This window comes from Enterococcus saigonensis, from assembly GCF_011397115.1.
GTDB lineage: Bacteria > Bacillota > Bacilli > Lactobacillales > Enterococcaceae > Enterococcus_C > Enterococcus_C saigonensis.
The window spans coordinates 1,009,421-1,035,297 of sequence record NZ_AP022822.1 but is presented as its reverse complement, the minus strand read 5'-3'; the positions used below and the strand labels follow the sequence as shown (position 1 = coordinate 1,035,297).

The window sequence follows — 25,877 nt, the reverse complement described above, 5'->3', positions numbered from 1 at the left end:
TTTCTTTTAACAAACAACCACATATGAAAAAAGATAAATTGAACTGCTCACCTGCTTAGCAGTGTTTAACATTTAAATAAATTATTTTTCAGAATCCATTTCAGCCATTTTTCGGTAAACATCAATAACTTCTTTTGCCAAATCGGTTACTGCAATTGCTGTCATTAAGTGATCCTGGCTGTGAACAGTTAAAAGCGTTACGGCAACGTGTTTACCTTGCGCTTCTTGCGTTAACATATTTGTTTGTGAATGGTGTGCTTCAGTCAGAGAATTTTCTGCGTCTGCAATTTTTTTATCAGCTAATTCAAAATCACCCTTTTTAGCGGCTTGAATAGCTTCCATCGCATCACTTTTCGCGTTCCCGCCATACATGATCAAACCCATGATGGCTTCTAAGCTTTGTTCTTCTTCCACAAAATTCCCTCCTAATCATTATTCTTCATTCATCAATTTTTCAGCTTGTGCTAAAACTTTTTCACCATTCATCATGCCGTAATCTGCCATGTTGATAACATCTAATTTGATGCCTTTTGGTGCAACTTTTTGTTCGAATTGCGCTTTCATAAAACGAACTTGTGGGCCAAGTAACAAAACATCAACATTTTTTTCTTCTAAAATGTTGTCTGCTTCAGATGCTGAAACTGCAAAGATATCTGCATCGATACCTTTTTCTTCTGCTGCCTTTTCCATCTTTGTTACAAGGAGACTTGTACTCATTCCCGCTGAACAAACTAACATAATTGTTTCTTTTGCCATTTTATCTCACCTCTTTTTCATTTATCTTACACTTAACTATAATGCAAGAAGTGTGCCAAAATGAAACAACGAGTAAAACGCTGTTATTAAAGCGTTTCACTCGTTGTTTTTTTATACACAGAACGAACACACAAATTACACACTAATCTTTCTGTGTAAGCGGATACGTACTTGTAATTTTATTTTGTTGAATCATTTGCACGATATAGGCAATTTCATCATCACTAAAATCGACCTGATAATTTTTAGCAATCGGCATTAAACTAGTTCGTACTAAATCACATTCCAACCGATATTTTTTTTGAAAAGCCGCAAGATTATCAAACTTGCGTGAAGTCTCGCCTTTACGCAAGTTATCGATTAAAAAGGCCAAATGAATTATAATACCCGCATCAACACTTGGTTCTAAAACCGCATGCATTTGACCTTCAACATGGTGTAAAAGCTGCTGTAATTGTACCATCAACTGTTCAACACCTGAAACACTCGTCAGAGCTTCTTGTAGCGATTGTCCGATTTTATCCATCGGAATATCGTCGTTGACGATTTGTTTTAATACACGCAAGCGTTCGTTATCAAATATTTCATATGCTGAAAAAAATGGGATATTTTGGTAATCAATTTCAACTGTCCCTGCAATGGCTTTAATATCGTATTCTGTCATAAGAGCATCAATGTGTTGTAAGAAAGCATTTTTTTCAATAAATTGCATTTGAATAACTTCAGTTTGTGTTTTATCTACTACTGGTACAATGCGATCATATAATTTGCTTGCAACACCTTCGCCAGTAAAACAGGTTACAACGACAGCCTTTTTTTGTTTTTGTTTATGCAAATTGAACTCATCTTTAACGATTGCTTTAAAAGACAACAACGTATTTTGATAAATATCTTCCAATGTTCTTCCCATATCCACCATACGCAATGCTTCTAAAACTACCATTGTACTTGTCATAGAAACGGCTTTTGTCCGAACGCCCGTTTCTTCATAAATTAAATTTCCAAAAGAATTCAAGGAACCCATATCCGTAAGTAACAAAATGCCTCCTGTTAATTTAGATGCATTTTGTTGCACATAATGGAGTAGTTTGTTATAAATCGTTTGAACTTCCATATCTAAACTCATATCAAAAGCTACTCCAGTTTTTGTATCTAGCAATTCTTGCGCTGTTTCCAGCATCGATGTCGCAGTTTGTCTGCCATGCATCAATACAATAACTTCAATATTTTTTTCAGGTAATGGCGTATTTTGTCCAACCTGAATAGATAAAAACATACTAATAAAACCAATCTCGTCAAAAGGAATTTCAATATGACAACGCTCTTCAATAATAGTTGATAAATCTAATGCTACTTGAAATTCTTGTTTAAAGTTTTTACGGATATTATTTAAATCTGGATGAATAATCGTATGCCCATCTTTCAAGCGTTCAATCGTACTTTGCAAGTGTAACGCAAAAGCAAAGCGTGCTTTTTCATTGTATTTTCGCTCCAGACGTTCTTCGGCCACTTCATAAAGTTCACTCGTTAATTGCCAAATTCCTTTTGGTAATAGTTCTTTGTGCAAAGAACTTTGCGTTAACTCTTCCACGTAGGTTTCAAAATAAGCATCTACATCGCCTAAAATTAGTTGTTCTAAATCTACATTAGTCAATTCTTGATCAGATAAAGTCGTTACTTTTTCTTCAATTGCATTGTAAACTTGCATATTACGTTCCGGATCTTGACTCCACACCACTTCAGTCGCTCCTGGTTCAAAACTAAGCAAGTTTCCTTTTCCTTCCAAAAATTGCTTTAAATCTTCACTATAGTCTTTGCGCATTAGTAACCCTTTTTGCACAGGTAACGATAAATCTTCCTTGCACACAAGCAAACTATCTTGCTGTTTGGTACGGTAGTGAAGAAAAGCTTTGGCACAGACTAGTTTTAAATCTCGTTTTATTTGACCAATATTTCCTTCTGCCTGATATAGCATAAAAGCAATAATTGCATCTTGTTCTACTTCGATTTTTTGTTTTAGACGATTTGCTTCTTGTTTAATAAATAAAGTTATAATTTCATACCGCTCATCTAAAGAACGCGCTTTGATACTTGGCAAGGTAATAGACATTGGAATCCGTCGATTAAATGTTGTTAAAAAATTCTCCGAAGATTCTGTTGTTGCACCAATAATTTGCACCGAAGCTTCATAAGTTTTATTACTTTCACCTAAAGGGCGATATACACCTTTGTCAATAAAGGTAAAAAGCATTTCTTGTCCTTCTGGTGGCAGTCGGTGTATTTCATCAAGAAATAAAATACCATTATCTGCTTTAGCAATTAAGCCGGGGCTGTCTTCATTCGCTCCAGTATAGGCACCTTTTCTAATCCCAAAAATATGGCCGAATAGCAGTTGAGGATTTTGAGCATAATCTGCACAGTTAAAGGATACGAAAGGAGCATTTTTCTTTAATGTTTGAGATTTTAATGCAAATTGATACATACACTCTGCAAAAAGTGATTTTCCTGTTCCTGTATCTCCAAAAATAATTGTATGTAATCCTCGCGGTGGGTATAAAATTGCAGCTTTTGCTTGCTGGATAGCAACTTTTAACGAACCCTTCTCTCCTACTAGAGCATCAAAAGTCACTGCAGAAGAACTATCAACATGTACTTGTTCTTCTGATAGTGGTTCATATATCACTGGGCGGCCAGAATTTTTAATAATCCGTTGTTCTTTTGCTAATTCATTTAAATAGCGACTAGCATTAGTCCGATCAATATTTAATAACTCTGCAATCTGAACAGCCGTCATTCCTTGTTTGCGCATTTCTAATGTGTGTAAAATTTCTTCTTTCCGTGAATTCATGACAAGCTCCTTGTCTAAAATTTTTACACTCTAAGAATAGCACAAAAAAAGGCGCTAAACGCGCCTTTTACCAATATTTTTTTGTTTTTTATGCCGTTTCTTATTTTTCTGTTTAACAGCAATTTCTTTAGTGTGCAATTTTTCTGTTTTTTTTCCTTTTTCTGGTAACGCTATCTGAGACTTTTTCTCATTTTGATTAATAACAGGCTTTTGCTCTATCAACTGACCACCATAAAGAAAAATTTCTTTTAACGATAGTGTCATTTTTTTTGACATTTTTTTTAAATATGACAAATCATTTTCTGCTACCAAGGTGATTACAATTCCTTTTTTCCCCATTCGACCTACACGACCAGCGCGATGGAGGTAACTTGCATTGTCAACTGGAACTTCCATATTAACAATCATCGGTAAATCGGCCAAATCAAGTCCGCGAGCAGCAACATCTGTCGTTAATAACCCTCTAACCATTCCTGTTTTAAATGCTTTTAACGCCGTTTTGCGCAACATCTTGTTCTGATCTGAAGCTAGAGTTGCTACTGGTAAATTATGGTACTGTAGCTTTTCTGCTACTGCGCCAAGTTCTGCTACTTCATTAAAAAAGATTAAACTACGGAAATCCTCCACATGTAATAACTTTCGTAATGTATCAGCTTTCTTACGTTTTGAAGTAATCAAATAAAAATGCGTCACTTCACCTTGACTATCATCTTCTTTTGTTACATCAATTAAAGTAAATTTATCTTTGGTAATGCTTTTAATTTCTGGTAAAACATTTAATGCTGTTGCTGAAAAAAAACTCAACTGACAAGACTGATCTAAGTGCTGTAAAATTCCTTTAGCAATATCTAAAGCTTGACCAGAAAGAAGTTGATCTGCCTCATCAAAGATAACCGTTTGTAATTGATGACTTTTAATTTTTTTAGTTTTCATCAGTTCCAATACACGTCCTGCAGTACCAACTAAAATTTCGGGCTTTTCTTTTAATTTTTCTAATTGTCGTTTCGTATTTGCACCGCCAATTAATGGCTGAACCTTCAATTCCATTTCCTCAGTCCAAAAACGAGCCGTTTCTACCACTTGCATCGCTAATTCTTGTGAAGCAGTCAAAATTAATAATTGATTTCCTCCACCAGGAGTTAGCTGCATTAAACTTGGTAATAAATAGGCTACTGTTTTACCAGAACCAGTTGGGGCTACCCCTACAATATTTTGTTTTGCTTTTAAAGGGGTAAAAACTTTAGTTTGGATTAATGATGCCTCCTCATAGCCGGCTTTTTGCCATTGCTTTAAAAGAGTTACCGGTAAACTATCTGGTATCATGAATTTTTTCCCTCATCTTTTTTATCAGCAGTAAAAGTAATACCTGCTTGCTGACGTAAGTCATAAATTAATTGGTTCACATTGCGGGCCAATTCCACCCATTCTTCATATAAAACACCTTGTTTTTTATCTGTTGGGTGATTCATCACATTCGCAAAGGCCAATGCCTCTTCTTCCATTGGATTTTTCTTTAAAGTAATTGGTAATAACAAACGTTTTTTAGCAGTTCGATCGTAAAATTCCACTTTTTCAAAAGAATTAATCCCATTTAAAGTCAATGTACCGTTATCAAGATAAATTTCAGATGGTAAGAAAGAATCGCCAATTTTTCCTTGTTGAATCGTAACATCAAATAAATCGTAACGTAAAATAATCGTTCCAATTCCATCAACATCTGTTACAATCTTGCGAGCAAAGTAATGCGCTGCTTGTGGTACACCAAACCAGCCTAAAGCAGCATAGAGTGGATATACGCCTAAATCCATAATTGAGCCACCAGAAAATTGCGGTGAAAAGATATTTGGTTCTTCTCCTTCTAATACAGCATCATAACGAGACGAATACTTCATAAAAGTAAAGTTGGCACCAATAATATGATCTTTTAGCGGTAAGAAATCACTAATGGTATCAAATGCTTTTTCATGAATATTGCGTGCTGCTTCAAAGAAAAAGACGTTGTGAAGATTCGCTAAATTAATAATTTCGTCCATTTCTTGCGGCGTGGAAAATGCAGGTTTTTCGACAATTACATTTTTTCCTGCGATAATTGCCGCTTTAGCCTGTTCAAAATGCAATGCATTAGGAGATGCAATATAGACAGTGTGTAAATGAGCTAAATGGAAAAAAGTATTTAAATCCGTCGCATATTCAACATCTTCATGATAATGACTCCCAAATTCTTGTGCTTTTTCCAATGAACGGGAATAAACGGCTACCAAATCATATTTTTTAGTAGTAAGTGCAGCTTCGACAAATTGATGGGTAATCCAATTTGTACCAATAATTCCTAAATTTATCATATCGCTCGCTCCTTTACTTTCTTTATAGCTTTAAATATTGACTAATTAATTAGGATCAACAAAAGGATACGTTACGTCAAATGGCACTTGACCTTTGACTGTTACTTGATTAGGTTCTACTTTACAATTATACGCTAAAACTTCCACGCCGTCTGCTATTGCCAAAGTAAAATTTTCAGCTAATTGTGGTTGCATTGCAGTATGAATCGTTGCTTGGCTAATTTGTTCAAATTGAACAATGAACAAGATATACGCATAATAACCAGCATGAAAGGCTGCTTGTAGTTCTTTCACATGTTTTAATCCCCTTAAAGTCGGTGCATCCGGAAAAGCCCCTACACCTTTGTTTTCTAATGTCATACCTTTTACTTCAATAAAAGCTGCAGCATTAGTATCACTCGTAGCAAATAAATCAAATTTAGAATTGCCATATGTAACTTCCCTTTTTAAGCTGGCTAACTTACCAGGAAAATGAGGCAATTTGATTTTCCCTGTCAAAATTCCTTCATAAGCTAATTTATTGGGTAATTGACTATCAATATTAATCCACATCTCTGCTTTTTTTACTGCTATTAAATCATAATCTGTTTTTCGTTTAGGACTTGGTTGATAATGTAAAGCTACTAGAGCACCTTTTAACAAGACTTCTTTACCGCGCCCAGTATTTTTAACATGTACAATTACCACTTCACCAGTTTCAATTAATTGACAATGACAGATAAAGCGATTATCTCTGACTATAAAATGTGCCATCTTAATATTTTCATATTGCATTTTCTCACCTGCCTGCTAAATCTTATCATAAAAAAGAAAAAGACAACAATCTCCAACTTTAGACCGAGGGCTAAAAGAAATCCCTATGCTATACTGCCATTATTGCTAGACGAGGAGGCGTATCTGATGAAAAAACATTTTCCGTTATTGCTTGGACTTTCTCTTTTGACTGGACTTGCTGGTACTATTTTTTGGCATAAAAATAAACGACAACCTTCAGCCTTTATTGGAAGTTGGTTTTATCAGACGCCTTTAGAAGAAGTTCATTTTACCATTAATGAGGACTGGCAACTCACCAAAAACTCAAAACCAATCAAAACTACACTTGTTGAATTAACACCAGAGCGTTTAATTCTCTTAGATGAGATGGGCTATACGTTAACTTTTCTTTTAAAAGACGGACGCCTTCACTTTTATGATGAAACTGAAATTGACAGCTCCTGTCACATCTTAATGGCCCAAACACAAAATAAAGAACAACAAGAGCATTCCAGTAGCTTGATTGGATAATTATTGTTATACTAAATATGAGGATTTGTAACCGTAGCCAAAGTAACTTATAGAAAGAAGGTTTTGCTGATGCTTGCAACGATGATTACATTATTTACAATGTTTAGTTTGGTCATATTATTGGGCATTTCAGCCTATGCAGTTTTCCGTTATATCAATGATGAAAGTCAAATGGAAAAAGTTCCTGTCCGTGTAAAAAATCATCATCACAATTAAATAAGACTCATTTCAATGACTTAGTCCACACCATTGTAACTTGGTGTGGTTTTTTTGTTTTTGCATTGCACCTCACCCTTTATGAAACTAATTTGTGCAATAAAATTAATCTTTCAATGTTTCAAACAGTGTTTTAAAATTACTGCTATTTCCACTCAAACAATCTAACTCTCTCGTTTTTACCTCGTCTTTTCTTTTAAATATTTTCTTTTTGTGAAACTTTGGCGGGAACAATTGTTTTGTTTACTACTCTTTGATAGAATTACAACTTGTAATATTTAACTAAAGGAGCCTACTATGAAAAAAATACAGCAAATCTTACTTACGCTTTTACTTTTTTGTTTTACTCTTGGCTTTACTACTAATGCTTTAGCAGCTGAGGATACGAATAATTTTTCCGTTGCAGCTAAAGGTGCGATTGCAGTCGATTTTAAAACAGGAAAAGTACTGTATAATCAAAATGCTGACACACCCATGGGGATTGCCTCCATTACGAAGATTATTAGTCTTTATTTGGTTGAAGATGCCATAAAAACAGGAAAGCTAAACTGGGAAGATAAAGTTGCGATTTCTAATTATGCTGCTAACTTAAGTGTGACACCTGATCTTTCCAATGTCCCTTTACACAAAGAAAATCAATACACTGTAAAAGAATTATTTGACTCTGCTATTATTCAATCTGCCAATGCATCAGTAGTGGCTTTAGCAGAAAAAATTTCTGGTTCAGAAGCTAAATTCGTTGATTTAATGCGCGAGCAGTTAAAGAAATGGGGAATTGAAGATGGTGTAATTTATAATGCTTCTGGTCTTAACAATCAGTATTTAGGCGAAAATCGCTATCCAGCTTCTCCTATAAATGCCGAAAATCTTCTGTCAGCACGGGATGTTGCTATAATTGCCAGTCATTTAATTAAGGATTATCCCGATATTTTAAAAGTGTCTAGTACGACAACGCAAATGTTTGGTGCTAATACTCAATCTCCTGTAGAGATGGTCAATTGGAACTGGATGTTACCTGGTTTCATTAACGCTAAAGAAGGAGTAGATGGACTTAAAACTGGTACAACTGAATTGGCTGGTGCATGTTTTGTAGGCACAATGGAAAAAGACGGTCAACGAATCATTACCGTTGTTTTAAACGCTACTGACCACAAGAATAATCCCAGTGCCCGCTTTGTTGAAACAGGAAAATTGATGGACTATTGTTATAACCATTGGCAGCAAAAAGAAGTTTTAAAAGCCGGCAGCCCATTACCAAAACAAAAAACTATTGCAGTAATTGATGGTAAACAATTAAAAACATCTATTTCACTAAAAGATGGCGTCACCTTATGGGTCAGAGATGACTTAAATGAAAATGAATTGACGATTACACCAAAATTTGATACTAAAAAAGTTAGTGGGAATACAGTAGAAGCTCCTATAGCAAAAGGTGAGGTACTTGGTCAAGCCACTATCAGTTTAAAAGGCGATGATTTAGGCTACCTTGAAAAAGAAGTAGTCCCTCAATCAGCTATTGTTATTGACAAAGCTGTCGAAAAAGCTAATATCTTTGTTCTTTTTGGCCGCAAAATTGAAAATTTCTTTCAATCTGTTTTCTCATAATACAAAAAAAGCAGGACAAAAGTTTCTCTTTTGACACTGCTTTTTTTAATTTTAAATTAGCATTGAAAAATCAAATAAATTATAAGGAGTCTAATCCTTACTAGGATAATGCTGAAATTGGGAAATACAATTCTACTTCTCCTGGTCCAAATTCAGGAAGATAATGTTCTTGAATTGCCGCTGTCAACGTTACATGATTTTGAGGTAAAATTTCTTCCAACATTTTTTCTGTCATATTAGCTAAATTGTCCTCATTTGTTTTTACTACCATAAAATCCAAAGCGGGCATTTCCCATTTTTGCCAATTAAGAGGCGCCTTTGTATCTTGAGGCACAGCAATACCTGCCAAATAACGACCTATTTCAGCCCAAGGCAAAAGCCATTCACTTTGATCACTCATCAGTCCCCACAAATGAATTTCTTCAGGTTCCAATTGGATAGTTGCCGCAATCTCTTCAAAATGTTCATTTACACTATCCCATAGCAATGGTACCCAGGAAGAACCTTCTGCAGCCAAACCGCTACCTTCTTTGCCAATAACAGTGAAAGCAGGTAAACTTATTCGTTTTACCTCACCTAATTCCATTTCATCCCTTCTTTCCACTCTTTTGTCTTTATTGTACTAGAAAAAAACTTTTTTAAAAAATCATAGCGTTTTGACAAGCCAAAACTGTGACAATCCGCTATACTAAAAATGATTAAGGAGTTGAACATATGAATTTTCTACCAGAAATTTTGTTAGCTATTTTTTTAGTTGGAGGGATATTTGCAACAATTGTTTGGCGCAAGAAAAAACCAGACCCCGATATTGTCTTTTTTTGCCTTGTTTGGACTTGTATCTGTTTAATTTTCTATTTTGCTGGAATTGAATTATTAAACGGAGGCTACTTTTTTATTTTTCCACTTGCCTACTTAGCAATTTTTTTATGGAGCTATTTTAAAAATAAAGCCCGCTTGTTAAATGGTGTACTGTTTAATATTTTAATTTTTGTTTTTGGCTTTTACCTCATTTATAACGTCAGTATGACTTCCAGTATTGTCGCTTTTGGCTTATTGGGACTTGCCGCGTTATTTTTAGCTTCCGTCTTGGTCTTTGGTTTTGTTTCTTTAATTATTTTTCTTTATTGGAATGCTTTAATTGTCTTAAAAAAAGAATCACGATCGCTGGCTAATATGTTAACTTTACTTTTGGCGATTTTTTTAACCTTCTTTTTAGTTTACGATCATTTTATTGCACAACGTTTACCAGATTGGTTAACCATACTTTTAGCTGCACTTCCTGTTATCATGGGTTATTTTGCACTAGTCTTCTTTAACTTTTTAAGCGTTTCAATTTTGTATCAATTTAACCATCCAAAACCTAACCAAGATTATATTATTGTTTTAGGTGCAGGGCTTTTAAATGGTGACACTGTTTCTCCTCTTTTAGCAAAACGCATTGATGTAGCAATTAACTTTTATCACCATCAGATAAAAGTTGCTGGTAAACATGCAAAAATTTTAATGTCTGGCGGTCAAGGTCATGATGAAAAATTACCAGAAGGTGCCGCTATGGCAGAATATGCTAAAGCAAAAGGAGTAGCTGCAGCTGATTTACTAATTGAAGATCAATCTACCACTACGTTAGAAAACATGCGATTTTCAAAAAGAATCATGGACCAACTTCAGCCAATGCCTTATAAGGTTATTTTCACATCAAACAATTACCATATTTTTCGAGCAGGAATTTATGCTCGAAAAGCTGGTTTAAGAGCTGATGGAATAGGAGCAAAAACAGCACTTTATTACTTACCAAACGCCTTTTTACGAGAATACATCGCAATTGTCGCCTTACACAAAAAAAGACATTTGTTGGTTTCTATACTAATTTTAGCTTTGTTTGTTTTCTTATCAGTTATGTCGTTTTTTATTGTCTAACGAAACCGCAAAAATAGATCTGATACAAAAAAAGAACGTTCAGAAACTGAACGTTCTTTTTTTAAATTGAAGGTTTATGTCCAAACAAATGATTAAAACGACTTCGCATAGATTTTGTCATCGGTTCAGACGCTTCTTTAATTGCACAATATTTATCTACCATGGTTACGATATAACTTTCTTTGTACTTAGGTGGTGCAATTGTTGCTCCCCACATATGTTTTAAAATAATATCTTTTTCTAATGGTGATAATTTTGTGATTTTTTCTGCATTTTTGACGGCAATTCTAGGATGCATATAGGCATGTGAGCCTTCATCAAACTTTGTCGTACGCCAATCATAGTAAAACAAATCATGTAAAAGACCTGCTCGAGCTGTTGCTTTGGCATTGCCGCCCCATTTTTTTGCTAATTTATAACTGTAATAAGAAACACTTATTGAATGTTCTAAACGTGTCGAATTAACGTGTTGTTTGTATTGGCTCAACTTTTGTACTTCAGGTGTTGCCAGTAAATCTGCTACATAAGACATGTATTCGGAATCTTTACGCCAGTTTTCAGTCATTGATTAAATAGCCACCTTTAGCTTATCTTTTTCGTACAATTGTAAGTATAGCACCTTTTTTAAACATTTAAAGAAAGTAAATGCGAGCTTAACAGTTCTTTAAATTTTTTTACTCACTATACCTTAAAGTAATATAATAAAATACCAGCTGCAACTCCGACGTTTAGTGACTCCGCTTGTCCGAAAATAGGTATATAAAGATTTTGATCCGTTAGCGCTAATAATTCTTTTGACACTCCTTGTCCTTCATTCCCAACTAAAATTGCTGCATTTGTTTTGGGAACTTTATCAAATTGTTTTGCAGCTTTATTTAGTTCAGTTCCATAAATAGGCACAGCCATTTTTTTTAATTCATGAATTGCTACAACCAAATTCATTGTGATAACTGGGAGGTGGAAATTACTTCCTTGCATGCTACGTAAAACTTTAGTGCTGTATATATCTGCACTTCCATCGCCCAAAATTACGCCATCATATCCTGCTGCATCTGCGGTACGAATAATAGTCCCTACATTCCCTGGATCTTGCACTCGGTCTAATAAAATCCAAGCACCTTTTTTTAATTGCTGCTGTCTTTTGTCTTTGGCAACAACTGCAATAATCCCTTGAGGAGTAGGTTGATCTGAAAGTTCTTTCAAAATTGATTCACTCACCAAATAGCAGATTGACTCGTAATCTGTCAAAAAATTTCCCCATTCTTTTTGACCTCTTTCACTTACCAAAATAATTTGAATTTCAGCGCCACTTTTATGGGCTTCTTCAACTAAATGGAAACCTTCTAACAAGTATTGATTTTGCTGATCACGGTATTTTTTTTGATGGAGTTTTTTTAACGTTTTAATTAGCGGATTTTTATTCGATTGAATTTCTTTCATGGTTTCACCTCACCTTATTATATCATTTTCAGCAGAAAGCTTGTGAGATGTCCATAAAAAAGCTATCATTAAATTAAGATAAAAAAGAGGTGATTGTGATGCGAAAAGTAAGAATGAATGTACAAGGCCGAGTACAAGGGGTTGGCTTTCGTTATACGACTAAAATGTTAGCAGATCAATTAGAAATACATGGTGCCGTTTGGAATGAAGCCGATGGATCAGTTGGAATTGAAGCCAATGGTACAGAAGAGGCAATGGAAAAATTTATCCAAGGTGTGAAAGCCTCGCCGTCACCAGCAGGTCATGTAACATATTTAGACGTCACGGATGATCCAATGATTAAAGAGCGGGACACATTTGAAGTGACTTTTGGTTATTAGCGGCTTAACCGCTTTTTTTGATAACAAAGTCAAATCAGTCTTTTTCTAAATCATAATGGTATTCTTGAATATTTTGTGAAGCACGTTTACAGTTGCCTTTTTTTCTAGTATGATTACTTTTGTGTAAATTTACAAAGTAAAGGACGAAGCAAATGACAAAATTTAAAAATTGGCTATTGGCATCAGGTCTGATTGGAATTATGATTACCCTTTCCGGCTGTGTTTCTGTTGATAAAAATGGTAACCCAGATAAAGATGGTATGATTTATCGTATTTTAGTAGAACCACTAGGCGGATTTTTGCAATATTTAGCAAAAGATTTCAACTGGGGATACGGTTTAGCCATTATTATGGTAACGATTATTGTTAGAATTATCTTATTGCCTTTAGGGATTCACCAATCAAAACAAACGATGGTGCAATCTGAAAAAATGCAATTTCTAAAGCCACAAATCGATCAAGCACAAGCTAAATTAAAAGCAGCAACATCACCAGAAGAACAAATGCAAGCTCAAAAAGAAATGCAAGCTGTTTATAAAGAGAATAACGTCAGCATGTTTGGTGGAATGGGTTGCTTACCATTACTAATACAAATGCCGATTTTCTCTGCTTTGTATTATACAGCCCGATTTACTCCTGGTATAAAAAGCGCAACTTTTATGGGCATTAACTTGGGCGATCCTAGTATTGTTCTTGTTGTTATCGCTGGTTTATTTTATTTGATTCAAGGTTTCATCTCCCAAATCGGTGTCCCAGAAGAACAAAAGAAAACAATGCGTTCGATGCTGATTGTTTCTCCTTTGATGATTGTTTTCATGTCCATGAGCGCACCAGCTGGTGTAACTCTGTATTGGGTAGTCGGCGGTCTAATCAGCTGTCTACAAACCTTTATCACAAATGTGATTATGAAGCCAAGAATTAAAGCGCAAGTTCAAGCTGAAATGAAAAAAAATCCACCGAAAACTGTCGTAACACCACCAAGAAAAGATGTTACGCCAACAGAACCAAAGACTAACGTGGAAACTTACACAAAGAAAAATAAAAATCGGAACGCCGGCAAACAAGGCCGCAATGTTGGCAAACAAAAACGTAAGTAACTTTTTTTATCTTCCTATAAATTGTTTGATTTCAAAAAAAAATAAAAAAGGTGACTTGATTTCCTAAATACTGGAAATCAAGTCACCTTTTTGCTTATATTCAGCTCCTGCTCTTTTTATTACAAAAAATTTTGATTAATTTTTTGTAATTAACGCATCTAAGCTTGCAACTGCCAATGCCATTTTAGCAATTTTATTTAGTTGCGTTAAACGATTACGTCGAACTTTTTCATTATCTACCATAACCATTGTTTGATCAAAATAGTTTTCAATTAAAGGTCGCAAAGCGGTCAAATCATCATAGTTTTGAGCCATCGTCTGACGAACAAAACGGTTCTCTAAATCTGTTACTGCCTCGAATAACACTTTTTCCGCCTCATTTTCAAAGAGATCCGGTTTAACATTTGACTCTTCTATTTCAGCTTTTTTAGCCAAGTTAATCACCCGTGTTAAAGCCTCCATTGAAGGTTTAAACTCTGGATCATTTAAATGTTGCCGTAAAATTTTAGCAGAAGAAAACAATGCTGTTAAGTTATTTTGTTCCGCGTTAATAACAGCATCAATCACATCGTGACGTAAGTTTTTTGTCAATAAAAATTGTTTCAATCGTGCTTTTACAAAATCGATAACTTCTACTTGGCTACCTGCCAATTTTATACCATAGCGCTTTTCATCCAAATTGATTGCTTGGCTAATTTTTTCTTGCAATTCTACTAACGGGAAGGCCCACTGATTATTTTCAATAATGCGTACAATACCATATGTTTGGCGCCGTAAAGCATATGGGTCGTTTGAGCCACTTGGAATCATCCCCACTGCAAAGAAAGATAACAAACTATCCAATTTATCTGCAATAGCTAAAACCGCCCCAATTTCAGATTCGGGTAATTTCCCTTCACTTGAAATTGGCATATAATGTTCACGAATCGCTTTTGCTACGACAGGTTTTTCCCCTTGTAATAAAGCATATTTTTCCCCCATTACACCTTGTAATTCCGGAAATTCCCCGACCATATTGGTTACTAAGTCGAATTTATAAATTTCTGCTGCGCGAGTCAAATCTACCAATTGATCACCAGACAAACCAACTGTTGTCCCAACAATCTTAGCAATTTCTACTACTCGTTGCAGTTTTTCGTAAATACTGCCGATTTTTTCGTGAAATGTTACATTTTTTAATTTTTCCACACATGCATCAATCGTTAATTTTTGATCTTCTTTGTAGAAAAATTCTGCATCTTCCAAACGAGCAGTCAAGACTTTTTCATTTCCTTTAACTACATTATCCAATTTAACGGCATTTCCGTTGCGGGCAGAAATGAAATGTGGTAACAGCAAGCCAGCTTGATTACGAATATCAAAATAACGTTGATGTTCTTTCATTGAGGTTACCAAAACTTCTTCTGGCACAGATAAAAAACGATCAGCAAAATTCCCCACAAAAGCGGTTGGGTATTCTACTAAATTATTTACTTCTTCTAATAAGTCTTCATCTAAAGCTACTTGCCAATCATTTTTTGTTGCAATTTCATTAATTTGTTTTACAATCAAGGCTTTTCGTTTTAAAGGATCTGCAATTACGAATTGTTCAGCTAATTTTTCTTCATATGCATCTGCATTATCAATAGTTGTATCATCTCCCAAGAAACGATGGCCTCTTGTTGTATTTCCAGTTTTAACATCTAAAATTGAAAATGGTACAACCTCTTCGCCTAGTAACGCCACAATCCAGTGAATGGGACGAATATATTCAAAATCATATTTATTCCAATGCATGGTTACAGGAAAGTTTAAGCTGGTGATTACATCTTTTAGACCTGTTAACACTTCAATTGCAGGTTTTCCTTTGGAATATTTTGTTACATAAACATATTCCACACCCTTTAATTCTCTAAATGTAATTGCGTCAGTTGTCACGCCTTGTCCTCGTACAAAGCCTTCGGCGGCTTTTGACCAGTTTCCTTCACTATCCAAAGCAATTTTTTTCGCTGGTCCTTTTACTTCCTCTTCTGTATCGGCTTGTTTTTCTGCCACTTCACGAACAAGAACAGCTAGGCGCCGTGGTGTACTAAAAGACTTAATAGAAGAAAAAGCTAATTTTTCATTGGCCAAAAATTCACTAACTTTTTGTTCTAGTTGTTTCATACTTGGTGTCACCACATGAGCGGGCATTTCTTCTAAACCAATCTCCAGTAATAAATCTTTTGCCATCTTAGTTTTCCTCCTTTAACAATTTTTCTGCTTCTTCTGGAGCGAGTAATGGATACCCCAATTTTGCGCGTTCAGCTACGAAAATTTTGGCAACGGCTCTAGCCATATTACGAATACGAGCCAAATAACCAGCTCGTTCTGTTACAGAGACCGCCCCTCTGGCATCTAAAAGGTTAAAGGTATGACTACATTTTAAAATATAATCGTAAGCTGGATGGACCAAATCTTGGTCAATGCAACGTTTTGCTTCAGTTTCAAAACGATCAAAATTACCCAATAATAACGCTTGATCACTTACTTCAAATGAATATTTAGAATGTTCATATTCAGGTTGGCGGAAAATTTCACCGTATTTGACACCGTCTGCCCACTCTAAGTCATAAACACTTTCAACCTCTTGTATATAAGAAGCTAAGCGTTCTAAACCATAAGTGATTTCTGAAGTAACGGGTTTACATGGTAAACCACCTACTTGTTGGAAATACGTAAATTGGGTAATTTCCATTCCATCTAGCCAAACTTCCCAACCAAGTCCCGCACAACCCATAGAAGGATTTTCCCAATTGTCTTCGACAAACCGAATATCATGTTCTAAAGGATCAATCCCTAATAATTTTAAACTTTCTAAATAAAGCTCTTGAATATTTTCTGGAGATGGTTTCATTACAACTTGAAATTGATGGTGTTGGTATAAACGATTCGGGTTTTCTCCATAACGTCCATCAGCAGGGCGTCGCGAAGGTTCTACATACGCTGCATTCCAAGGTTCTGGCCCAATCGCTCGCAAAAAAGTATATGGGCTCATAGTCCCCGCTCCTTTTTCGGTATCATAAGCTTGCATTAGCATACAACCATTACCAGACCAAAATTGTTGCAGTGTCAAAATAATATTTTGCACAGTCATTTTATTACTCATTTTGTTTCCTCCTACTATTTTTAAATCCATTTAATTACTTAAATTGCATTTACTACAGGATAAAATTCAACTGGATTACCGGGAATTAAATGTACTTCCACTACCATTTCTGCAGTTAAAAACGCTAGGTCATATAGCATTTGGCTTGGCTGGGTATCAAATTCTTTGACAAGCTTCCCAGTTTCATCTTTCACAATGACTTTTAATGGTACACTAGCTAAAACTTTCAATTTTTTTTCTTTAAATTCATTAGCATTAATTTCCATATCAAATGGCATCATTTTCCCTCCTTAAGACTAAATTTTCAGATTACTCATTTACAAAATCATAAGCATCAATTTTTAACTTTTTTCAAGTTTCACCCTCATGAAAAATAAAAAGCCCTGCATAGATTTACATCTATGCAGGGACGAATTCTTCGCGGTTCCACCCTGCTTCCGATTACTCGGCAGCTTTAAAATATTCAACTGGATACTCCCAAGTTGCCCCCAAATAAGTATCTGTTTGTGGCTTACACTTTCCCACAATCGCTGTTCAGCTACTCATTTATCGTCTTGTTCAACGTATCAATCTTTTTTTATCATAGCGGTTTAACATCAGGTTTGTCAATCAAAAAAATTAAAATAAGCCGGTAATATTCCCAAATTCATCAACGTCGATTTTTTCAGCAGCAGGATGCTTTGGCAACCCCGGCATAGTCATAATATTTCCTGTTAACGCAACAATAAAGCCCGCACCCGCAGAAACTTTAACGGAACGAATAGTAATGATAAAATCACTTGGTGCTCCTAATAAATTAGGATTGTCGCTAAAGGAATACTGTGTTTTTGCCATACAAATTGGATAATCTGAAAATCCGAGTTCTGTTAATTTGGCTAGTTCGCGTTTTGCTTGTGGCATAAATTCTACACCTTTTGCACCGTAGATTCTTTTAGCAATCATTTCTATTTTTTCCACTAAAGAAAGATTAGTATCATAAGCAAATCGCACATCACTTTGGGTTTCTGTCAATTCTACTACTTTCTTGGCTAATTCAATGCCTCCAGCACCACCTGTGCTCCAAACATTGGAAAGAACCACATCAACGCCACGTTCTTCACAAGCTTTTTTTACAGCCGCTAATTCCGCTGCTGTATCATCAGGAAATTGATTGATACAAACAACAACAGGTAAACCAAAATTATCTTTTAAATTGTGTAAATGCCGTTCCAAGTTTGGTAGACCTGCTACAACAGCTGGCACATTTTCTGTTGCTAAATCTTTTTTAGGTACACCACCATGCATTTTCAATGCACGAATAGTTGCGACTAATACAGCAGCATTAGGTTTTAGTTTTGCTAATCGACATTTAATATCCATAAATTTTTCGGCACCCAAATCTGCACCAAAACCAGCTTCTGTCACTGCATAATCTGCATATTGCAACGCCATTTTTGTTGCTTGCACGCTATTACAGCCATGAGCAATATTGGCAAAAGGACCGCCATGAATAAAAGCAGGTGTCTGTTCTAATGTTTGAACAAGATTAGGTTTCATTGCATCTTTTAATAAAGCAGTCATCGCACCTGCTGCTTTTAAGTCGCCACAAGTAACTGGTTTACCTGCAAAATTATAAGCGACAATAATTTTTTCCAAGCGTTTTTTTAAATCGGTTAAATCCGCTGCCAAACATAAAATGGCCATAATTTCAGATGCAACAGTAATTTCAAAACCATCTTCTCTAGGAACCCCATTTAAACGTCCTTGCAATCCGTCTACAATATGACGCAACTGACGATCATTCATATCTACCGCCCGTTTCCAAGTAATCTGGCGGCTATCAATTCCAAGTGCATTTCCTTGATGAATATGATTATCTAACATGGCAGCTAATAAATTATTCGCAGCTCCAATGGCATGAAAATCACCCGTAAAGTGCAAATTAATATCTTCCATTGGGACAACTTGAGCATAGCCTCCACCAGCAGCTCCACCTTTAATCCCAAAGACAGGACCTAAGGAAGGTTCTCTTAATGCAATTGCGGCCTTTTTGCCTATATGACCTAAAGCATCTGCTAAACCCACAGCAGTCGTAGTTTTTCCCTCACCAGCGGGCGTTGGACTAATTGCTGTTACCAAAATCAATTTTCCTTTTAGACTTTTTTTATCAATTGGTTTTATTTTGGCTTTATAATTTCCATATAATTCTAAATCTGTTGCAGAAATCCCTAACTTTTCCGCAATTTCCACAATATTTTTCATTTCTACTTGTTGTGCAATTTCAATATCTGATAACGTCAACTCTTTCGCTCCTTTATTCAGCTGTTGTGTAAAATTAAAATTTAGTATCTTCATACTACTTGATTTACGCTAAAATGTCTTTGAAATACGATTAATTTTTTCAACAAAAACAATTATTGTTCGTAAAACCAAGCAATACAAAAAACCAAATACTATCGAGCAGGTTACCAGATTACTAAAAAACTAAATTAGTAGATACCAAGTAATAACAAGCACGCTAATATTTGGATATTTCTGAAATTTACAAATGTCGGTTCAAGCTTCAGGTTTCATTAGGTTTTGCCAATTATGCATATCATCGATAAACCTTTTACTCTTCAGATGAATCCCCACATATTCCTCATACAGTTGATCGATTACACGGCGAATTTCTTTTTTTACTTGCGAATTAATATTAATCGTCTTAACTTTACTTAAATCTATCCCATGAAATAAACGGATAAAATGCATTGCAGCAGGATCGGCATGATAACGATGATCATCGTTACTAAAATGCTCTGTGCATAATACGCCTCCATATTTTGAAGAATAATCAAAACGTCCAGTCGTTTGACCACAAATTACACAGTGATCAAAAATCGGTGCCACACCAAAACGCTGTAAGATTTGAACTTCAAAAATATTCGTAATTATTTCTGCATCATAACCCTCATTGATTAAATTTAAACACAGCGATAAAAATTGATAAAGATGTGGATCATATACCCTATCCTCAATAGCTGCATCCGCTAAGTTCAACAAGTAGGTACTATAACCAGCCAAAAAAATATCCTGTTGAATTACAGTCAAAGGCTTAATCTCTTTGGCACCATTTAAAAAAGAAAGTCCATCTGACTTTAAGTTCATAATAAAAGTTGCCTCAGTAAAATTTTGTAAAACAGAAGTTAGGGGATTATTTTTCTTATGCACACCTTTAACATAAAACATCTGCTTTCCAGCTGATTCAGTAAAAATCTTTACCAATTTGTCTTTTTCCTTATAATCTCGAGAAAATAAAATTAAGCCGCGACTTTCAGCTAATTGCATGAAAAGACCTCTTAATAATCATCCGGCCGGTAACCGTAATCTTGCAGGTAAGTTTGTTTATCACGCCAATCTTTTTGAACTTTAACCCAAAGTTCCAAAAAGACCTTATCTCCTAATAACTGTTCAATATCGCGGCGAGCTTTCGTACCAATATCTTTTAACATTTTACCACCCTTGCCGATAATAATACCTTTTTGGCTGTTACGCTCTACAATAATCGTGGCCTGAATATGAACTTTATCATTTTCGTTACGCTTCATACTATCAACAACAACAGCAACAGAATGCGGAACTTCATCTCGAGTTAGTAATAACACTTTTTCCCTTACTAACTCAGAGACAATAAAATATTCTGGGTGATCGGTGATTTGATCATCAGGAAAATATTGTGGACCAGCTGGCATTTGGGCAATCAAGGTCGTCATTAAAGTTTCAAAATTATTGCCTTCTGTAGCAGAGATAGGAACTACTTCAGCAAATTCCATTTGGCTAGTATAATCCTCAATAATTCCCAATAAATCATCCGGATGCACTTTATCTATTTTATTAATCACTAGAAAAACCGGTGTTTCATTAGTTTTCAAACGTTCCATGATAAAATCGTCACCACGACCACGTTTTTCATCTGCACTAATCATAAATAAAACAGCATCCACTTCTTTTAAAGCACTATAAGCTGTTTCAACCATAAAGTCACCTAATCGATGCTTTGGTTTATGAATACCAGGTGTATCAATAAAAATTATTTGGGCATCAGGAGTTGTATAAACCCCTTGGATTTTATTTCGCGTCGTTTGTGCTTTATCGCTCATAATAGCAATCTTCTGCCCGACAATGCGATTTAACAATGTTGATTTGCCAACGTTTGGACGCCCCACAATCGCGACAAAACCTGATTTATGTTCTGACATAATTTTCCTCATTTCTTTTAAAACAATAATTGCCAAATTCTTGGTAAAAATAAAATCATTCCAATAATTACCGCAAAAAAGGATGTTAATAAAACAGCACCCGCTGCCATATCTTTAATTTTCTTACCAATTGGATGAAAATGAAAATCCGTAAACATATCTACGACATTTTCAAAAACTGTATTGATAATTTCCACAATCCAAACTAAAAAGACCGCTAGTAACAACCATAACCATTCAAAGCGACTTAACTGAAAAATCCCTCCTGCTATGATAGCCAAGATACCAAAAAAGACATGTTTACGCATATTACGTTCTTCTTTAAAAACCGTTTGAATGCCCGTAAAAGCAAATTCCACTGAAGTAATAAAATACTTATTCTTCTTTGTATTCTTATCTTTTAAGTCCATAAGCATCCAAAATTTCCTTTTGTAGTCCAAACATCTCTTTTTCATCTTCTTTAGTCATATGATCATAACCATTAATATGCAAAAAACCATGCAGAGCTAAAAAACCTAACTCTCGTTCAAAACTATGTCCATATTCTTGTGCTTGTTCTTTGGTTTTATCTAAAGAAATCATTAAGTCACCCAATTCTCTTGGCAAAGGATTCTCACCATCAGCAAAGACAACGGGGATCTCACCTTCGCCTTCTTCTTCTAGCGCGAAGCTAATAACATCTGTTGGGCGGTCTTTGCCTCGATAATCACGATTAATAACTTGAATTGCATCATTGTCCATAAACGTCACAGACATTTCTGTATCTTTTGGTAGGTGCAAATAATCTGCTGCAAATTGCAGCAAATCGTCAACTTCTTTCATTTTCTCAGGTGTTAGGGAATTGGTTTCATCCATAAACGTAATATCCATTATTTATCGCTTCTTTCTTGTTCTTCTTTCATCTTCTCTGCTTCTGACTTCATTTTCGGATATTTAATCCGTGAGTGGAAGGTACTACACAAACCGTTGACTAAAGAATCTTCAATAATGTGAATTTCTTTTAACGTCAGACCACTATCGTCTAATTGGCCGTCTAAAATACGATCAACAATTAGATTATGGACAAATTGGCGTATTTTTTCATTCGTTGGATGATCCATCGCACGCACTGCTGCTTCACAACTATCAGCAATATTCACCACACCAGCCTCTTTTGTCTGCGGTTTGGGACCAGGATAACGAAATTCAGTTTCTGTCACTTCTGGATTGCGTTCTTTCGCCTTTGCGTAAAAATACTTCATTAACGTTGTCCCATGATGCTGGTAACAAATGTCGATGACCATTTTTGGCATTTTGTATTCTTCTAACACTTTAGCACCATCGGTAACATGACCAAAAATAATTTGCTTACTGTCTTCTGGTAATAAAAAATTATGTGGATTTTCAGCACCTGCCGGTAAATTTTCTACAAAGAAATTAGCATGTTTTAATTTACCAATATCATGATAATAACACGCAACTCGTGTTAAAAGAGAGTGTCCACCAATAAGAGCAACCGCATTGGCAGACAAATTGGCTACCATCATACTATGGTGATAAGTCCCCGGCGCTTCTTCCAATAATTTCTTCAAAAGGGGATGGTTGGGATTACTTAATTCATTTAAAACAATGACGCTATTATCAGTTACTAGTAGTTCAATGTATTGATGTAAACCCATTGTTAATAAGAAAGACAACAAGGTTCCTGCTAAACCACAAATAATTGTTGTCCACGTTCTGGCGTCTGTTACCGTTAAGCCTTGGAACACTACCAAAACAATATTAAGCAGGAACGGGAAGACAATTAACCACATTACCGCAGAAAAACCTTGTTTTGAAATTCTTTCTCTTCTAACAATTGTGCCCATTAAGCCAGAAAATAAATAAGTTAACAGTACAATCGTCAATAGATTAGTTCCCAGTGCATCATAATAACAAAAAACAGCTGCAACCACTTGGAACATTGCTGCTATAATCCCTGCTCGGCGATTGACAAAAATATTCAACACCAATGGTACGAATGCCGCTGGGAAAAAGAGTGGAATATAGGGTAATAATTCCGTTTGAAAGAGTTGGAAAAATTTCATCATCGCAATACTTGTAACCATGGCCAAAGTATAAAAAGTTAAAAATTCTTGTCGCTTATTTTTATCTTCATACTGACGTGAGAAGTAAAGTAATACTAAAATTTGAACAATTATTCCCGCTACCATTGCTACGATTGGGAAAAAAGAAGTATTTTGACTCGTTAAACCCAAAAGCTGTAATTTTTGGATAGCACTAGCATCAATTTGAGAACCTTCTCTGACAATAACTTCCCCTTGGATAATCATTACTGGCGCCACACTTGCTCTAGCTTGTTCTTTTAATTCTTCTGTCTTCTTTTCATTGGGAAAATCATTAACAACAATTGCAGTTTTCAGCAATTCTTTCATTGCATCTTTTGCAATACTGGAAATTGCTAATGCATCAACCTCATTTTCAGCACTATTTTTAAAATCACTTAAATTAGATTCTCGTACTTGATTTTTCATTTGTTCAGCTAAAATATTCAAACTATTATCTCTTACTGTATTTAACGCAGCACTGTTTAGTGTAAATGCTGTTTCGTAAAAAGAGGTTGGTATCTCTTGATAAAATTGAACATCTTCATCATTTACTTTTTCAAATGATTTCTTTAAAGCAGCAATATAATCATCCGTTGTAACAGCCGGAATTTCTTTATCTTTGGCTTCTTTTTGACGTTTTTCGTGGTCATCATCAACTGATTTTTTAACTTGTGTAATCAGATTAAAAATAGTTTCAACTCGGCTGTGTTGAGTTTCAGCAATATCTTCTTGATAGGTGTATTCTGGTACTACTGCCTCAGCTGCAAGCTGCCGTTTTTGGTCTGTTGCTGTCTTATTTTCCACTGTTTTATTTGCTCTGATGCTCTCACTTGCAACTTGACCTTCATGATAGTCAACGCTTTTTTGTTTTACGCTAGTGAACAAAAGGCCAAAACAACTGATAAAAAACACAATAAGTATCAGCGGGACATAAAAACGTCCCAAACGTTCTCGTATTTTTTTTAACGGCTCAATAATCAAATTATTTCCCCCTATTTTTTTACAGCACCCTTAATCTTTTTTTAAGCTGGCTTGATCATATGCTTCAATAATTTTTGCTACTACTGGATGACGCACAACATCGCTGGCTTCGAAATTAACAAAAGCAATTTGCGAAATATTGCTAAGCGTTCTTTCAGCATGTACTAACCCGCTAACTACACCCTTGGGCAAGTCGATTTGGCTCGTATCTCCATTCACAATCATTTTTGAATTGTAACCCAGCCGCGTCAAAAACATCTTCATTTGCATAATCGTAGTATTTTGCGCTTCGTCTAAAATGACAAATGCATCTTCCAAGGTCCGACCACGCATATACGCTAAAGGAGCAATTTCAATAATCCCTCGATCCATTAAACGGTTTGTGTGCTCGACTCCAAAAATTTGATACAGTGCATCATAAACCGGACGTAAGTATGGGTCAACTTTTTCTTTTAAATCTCCAGGTAAAAAACCTAAATTTTCACCTGCTTCAACTGCAGGACGAGTTAAAATAATTTTTTGCACTTGTCCCTTTTTTAAAGCAGCAATGGCTAAAACAACGGCCAAGAACGTTTTACCGGTTCCGGCAGGTCCAATACCAAAAACAACATCATTTTTTTTCACTGCTTCCAAATATTTTTTTTGTCCCCGATTTTTTACTCGAATCGCTTTACCATTACGATCTTTTAAAATTTCTTCTTCATAAAGGGCTAAAAAAGCACTCACACCTTGCAACGGAATAGCTTTTAGTGCTTGCGCGACATCCGGCGTGCTGATATGTACACCACGATTAATTAGTTCTTGTAAAGCTGTAATTACTTGTTGCGCTATTGCCACAAAGGCGGCTTCACCTTCAATCATAATTGTTTCCCCACGACTACTAATAAGAACGTGAGTATTTTCTTCAATCAATTTTAAGTGCTTATCATGAGCGCCAAGTAGCATACTAATATCATCTTTGGCACTGAGTTTTAATTCCAAGACTTTTTTATCTTCTGTCAAAAAGTTACATCTCCTTGTCATTTCCCTTTTCATCCCATTTAAGCGGGTACGTTTTCTGCTTTATCATACCACATTCAAAACTTAAAAGAAAAAAAATCGCAGACAAATGTCTGCGATTAAATAACTATTTATTCAATAATTCTTTGACGATTGCATTTACCTGATTGCCATCAGCTTTTCCTTTGACTAAAGGCATTACAGCCCCCATCACTTTGCCAAACTCACTTGGTAAAGTCGCACCGGTTTTACTGATTGCATCTGCCACAATCTGACGAATTTCTTCTTCAGAAAGTTGTGCGGGCAAATACTTTTCGACGACTTTAATTTCAGCTTTCACTTGTGTTGCCAAGTCGTCTCGTCCTGCTTTTTCAAATTCAGTTAAAGAATCACGACGTTGTTTCATTTCCCGTGATAAAACGGTCAACTCTTCATCGTCAGTTAATTCTGCACCTTTTTTGATTTGTTCGTTTTGCAACGATGCCTTCAACATGCGAATCACCTGCAAAGACTCTTTATCCTTAGCTTTCATCGCTGTCTTCATATCATCGTTCAAAGTACTTAGTAGTGACACACTACCA

The 25,877-nt window shown here is 35.5% G+C and carries 26 protein-coding genes; 6 read left to right on the top strand and 20 right to left on the bottom strand.

Annotated features, from left to right (window positions below; all coding sequences use genetic code 11):
* Positions 1-81: 81 nt before the first annotated feature.
* From EsVE80_RS04830 to sfsA, 6 genes are all read right to left on the bottom strand, one after another.
* Positions 82-414 (bottom strand): PTS lactose/cellobiose transporter subunit IIA, encoded by a 333-nt coding sequence (locus tag EsVE80_RS04830; protein ID WP_173102696.1) that lies wholly within the window; start codon positions 412-414, stop codon positions 82-84.
* Between the two features lie 18 nt (positions 415-432).
* Positions 433-756 carry a PTS sugar transporter subunit IIB gene (locus EsVE80_RS04825; RefSeq protein ID WP_016172413.1) on the bottom strand — a complete coding sequence of 108 codons (324 nt, stop codon included), beginning with the start codon at positions 754-756 and terminating at the stop codon, positions 433-435.
* Between the two features lie 142 nt (positions 757-898).
* Complete coding sequence (locus tag EsVE80_RS04820) at positions 899-3,604, bottom strand: sigma 54-interacting transcriptional regulator (protein ID WP_173102695.1); 2,706 nt, start codon at positions 3,602-3,604, stop codon at positions 899-901.
* Between the two features lie 54 nt (positions 3,605-3,658).
* Positions 3,659-4,927 (bottom strand): DEAD/DEAH box helicase, encoded by a 1,269-nt coding sequence (locus tag EsVE80_RS04815; RefSeq protein WP_173102694.1) that lies wholly within the window; start codon positions 4,925-4,927, stop codon positions 3,659-3,661.
* Positions 4,924-5,946, bottom strand: a complete 1,023-nt coding sequence (locus tag EsVE80_RS04810; protein ID WP_173102693.1) for a Gfo/Idh/MocA family protein — start codon at positions 5,944-5,946, stop codon at positions 4,924-4,926. The genes EsVE80_RS04815 and EsVE80_RS04810 overlap by 4 nt, the downstream gene beginning before the upstream one ends.
* 45 nt (positions 5,947-5,991) lie before the next feature.
* A complete protein-coding gene (gene sfsA / locus EsVE80_RS04805; protein WP_173102692.1) occupies positions 5,992-6,720 on the bottom strand; it encodes a DNA/RNA nuclease SfsA in 729 nt (242 codons plus the stop codon).
* A gap of 126 nt (positions 6,721-6,846) precedes the next feature.
* On the opposite strand from sfsA, the gene EsVE80_RS04800 reads away from it, so the two are divergent.
* The 3 genes from EsVE80_RS04800 (at position 6,847) to EsVE80_RS04790 (ending at position 9,051) form a co-directional block, all read left to right on the top strand.
* Complete coding sequence (locus EsVE80_RS04800) at positions 6,847-7,230, top strand: DUF4828 domain-containing protein (protein WP_173102691.1); 384 nt, start codon at positions 6,847-6,849, stop codon at positions 7,228-7,230.
* Between the two features lie 69 nt (positions 7,231-7,299).
* A complete protein-coding gene (locus EsVE80_RS04795; RefSeq protein WP_173102690.1) occupies positions 7,300-7,446 on the top strand; it encodes a hypothetical protein in 147 nt (48 codons plus the stop codon).
* A gap of 297 nt (positions 7,447-7,743) precedes the next feature.
* A complete protein-coding gene (locus EsVE80_RS04790) occupies positions 7,744-9,051 on the top strand; it encodes a serine hydrolase (protein WP_173102689.1) in 1,308 nt (435 codons plus the stop codon).
* 100 nt (positions 9,052-9,151) lie between these two features.
* Here the strand turns inward: EsVE80_RS04790 and EsVE80_RS04785 are convergent, their stop codons facing one another.
* Positions 9,152-9,637, bottom strand: a complete 486-nt coding sequence (locus EsVE80_RS04785; RefSeq protein ID WP_173102688.1) for a GyrI-like domain-containing protein — start codon at positions 9,635-9,637, stop codon at positions 9,152-9,154.
* Between the two features lie 128 nt (positions 9,638-9,765).
* On the opposite strand from EsVE80_RS04785, the gene EsVE80_RS04780 reads away from it, so the two are divergent.
* A complete protein-coding gene (locus EsVE80_RS04780) occupies positions 9,766-10,968 on the top strand; it encodes a YdcF family protein (protein ID WP_173102687.1) in 1,203 nt (400 codons plus the stop codon).
* A gap of 61 nt (positions 10,969-11,029) precedes the next feature.
* On the opposite strand, the gene EsVE80_RS04775 is transcribed toward EsVE80_RS04780, so the two are convergent.
* Both EsVE80_RS04775 and EsVE80_RS04770 read right to left on the bottom strand, forming a co-directional pair.
* Positions 11,030-11,533, bottom strand: a complete 504-nt coding sequence (locus EsVE80_RS04775) for an HD domain-containing protein (RefSeq protein WP_173102686.1) — start codon at positions 11,531-11,533, stop codon at positions 11,030-11,032.
* A 116-nt stretch (positions 11,534-11,649) separates the two neighbouring features.
* The gene (locus EsVE80_RS04770) at positions 11,650-12,408 is read right to left on the bottom strand and encodes a TrmH family RNA methyltransferase (RefSeq protein ID WP_173102685.1); all 759 of its coding nucleotides are present in this window, start codon (positions 12,406-12,408) and stop codon (positions 11,650-11,652) included.
* Positions 12,409-12,506: 98 nt separating this feature from the next.
* On the opposite strand from EsVE80_RS04770, the gene EsVE80_RS04765 reads away from it, so the two are divergent.
* Together EsVE80_RS04765 and yidC are read left to right on the top strand one after the other, a co-directional pair.
* The gene (locus EsVE80_RS04765; RefSeq protein ID WP_173102684.1) at positions 12,507-12,788 is read left to right on the top strand and encodes an acylphosphatase; all 282 of its coding nucleotides are present in this window, start codon (positions 12,507-12,509) and stop codon (positions 12,786-12,788) included.
* A gap of 152 nt (positions 12,789-12,940) precedes the next feature.
* Positions 12,941-13,885 (top strand): membrane protein insertase YidC, encoded by a 945-nt coding sequence (gene yidC / locus EsVE80_RS04760; RefSeq protein ID WP_173102683.1) that lies wholly within the window; start codon positions 12,941-12,943, stop codon positions 13,883-13,885.
* A 135-nt stretch (positions 13,886-14,020) separates the two neighbouring features.
* On the opposite strand, the gene glyS is transcribed toward yidC, so the two are convergent.
* The 11 genes from glyS to EsVE80_RS04705 all read right to left on the bottom strand — a co-directional run bounded on the left by glyS (position 14,021) and on the right by EsVE80_RS04705 (position 25,870).
* Positions 14,021-16,096: a glycine--tRNA ligase subunit beta gene (glyS, locus tag EsVE80_RS04755; protein WP_173102682.1), complete on the bottom strand. Its 2,076-nt coding sequence runs from the start codon at positions 16,094-16,096 to the stop codon at positions 14,021-14,023.
* A gap of 1 nt (position 16,097) precedes the next feature.
* A complete protein-coding gene (gene glyQ / locus EsVE80_RS04750) occupies positions 16,098-17,012 on the bottom strand; it encodes a glycine--tRNA ligase subunit alpha (protein ID WP_173102681.1) in 915 nt (304 codons plus the stop codon).
* Between the two features lie 38 nt (positions 17,013-17,050).
* The gene (locus EsVE80_RS04745; protein WP_232061281.1) at positions 17,051-17,293 is read right to left on the bottom strand and encodes a hypothetical protein; all 243 of its coding nucleotides are present in this window, start codon (positions 17,291-17,293) and stop codon (positions 17,051-17,053) included.
* A gap of 337 nt (positions 17,294-17,630) precedes the next feature.
* Entirely contained in the window at positions 17,631-19,292 is a 1,662-nt protein-coding gene (locus EsVE80_RS04740; protein ID WP_173102680.1) for a formate--tetrahydrofolate ligase, read from the bottom strand.
* Positions 19,293-19,547: 255 nt separating this feature from the next.
* The gene (gene recO / locus EsVE80_RS04735; protein ID WP_173102679.1) at positions 19,548-20,318 is read right to left on the bottom strand and encodes a DNA repair protein RecO; all 771 of its coding nucleotides are present in this window, start codon (positions 20,316-20,318) and stop codon (positions 19,548-19,550) included.
* Positions 20,319-20,329: 11 nt separating this feature from the next.
* A complete protein-coding gene (era, locus tag EsVE80_RS04730; RefSeq protein WP_173102678.1) occupies positions 20,330-21,229 on the bottom strand; it encodes a GTPase Era in 900 nt (299 codons plus the stop codon).
* A 17-nt stretch (positions 21,230-21,246) separates the two neighbouring features.
* Positions 21,247-21,639, bottom strand: coding sequence for a diacylglycerol kinase family protein (locus EsVE80_RS04725; RefSeq protein WP_173104123.1), 393 nt, complete (start codon positions 21,637-21,639; stop codon positions 21,247-21,249).
* On the bottom strand, positions 21,623-22,099 hold the full coding sequence (ybeY, locus tag EsVE80_RS04720; RefSeq protein WP_173102677.1) for an rRNA maturation RNase YbeY: 477 nt from the start codon (positions 22,097-22,099) through the stop codon (positions 21,623-21,625). Before ybeY ends, EsVE80_RS04725 begins: the two co-directional genes overlap by 17 nt.
* Positions 22,099-24,297 (bottom strand): HD family phosphohydrolase, encoded by a 2,199-nt coding sequence (locus tag EsVE80_RS04715; protein ID WP_173102676.1) that lies wholly within the window; start codon positions 24,295-24,297, stop codon positions 22,099-22,101. Before EsVE80_RS04715 ends, ybeY begins: the two co-directional genes overlap by 1 nt.
* Positions 24,298-24,327: 30 nt before the next feature.
* The gene (locus tag EsVE80_RS04710) at positions 24,328-25,320 is read right to left on the bottom strand and encodes a PhoH family protein (protein ID WP_408639867.1); all 993 of its coding nucleotides are present in this window, start codon (positions 25,318-25,320) and stop codon (positions 24,328-24,330) included.
* Positions 25,321-25,423: 103 nt separating this feature from the next.
* On the bottom strand, positions 25,424-25,870 hold the full coding sequence (locus tag EsVE80_RS04705) for a GatB/YqeY domain-containing protein (protein ID WP_173102674.1): 447 nt from the start codon (positions 25,868-25,870) through the stop codon (positions 25,424-25,426).
* Positions 25,871-25,877: the final 7 nt, after the last annotated feature.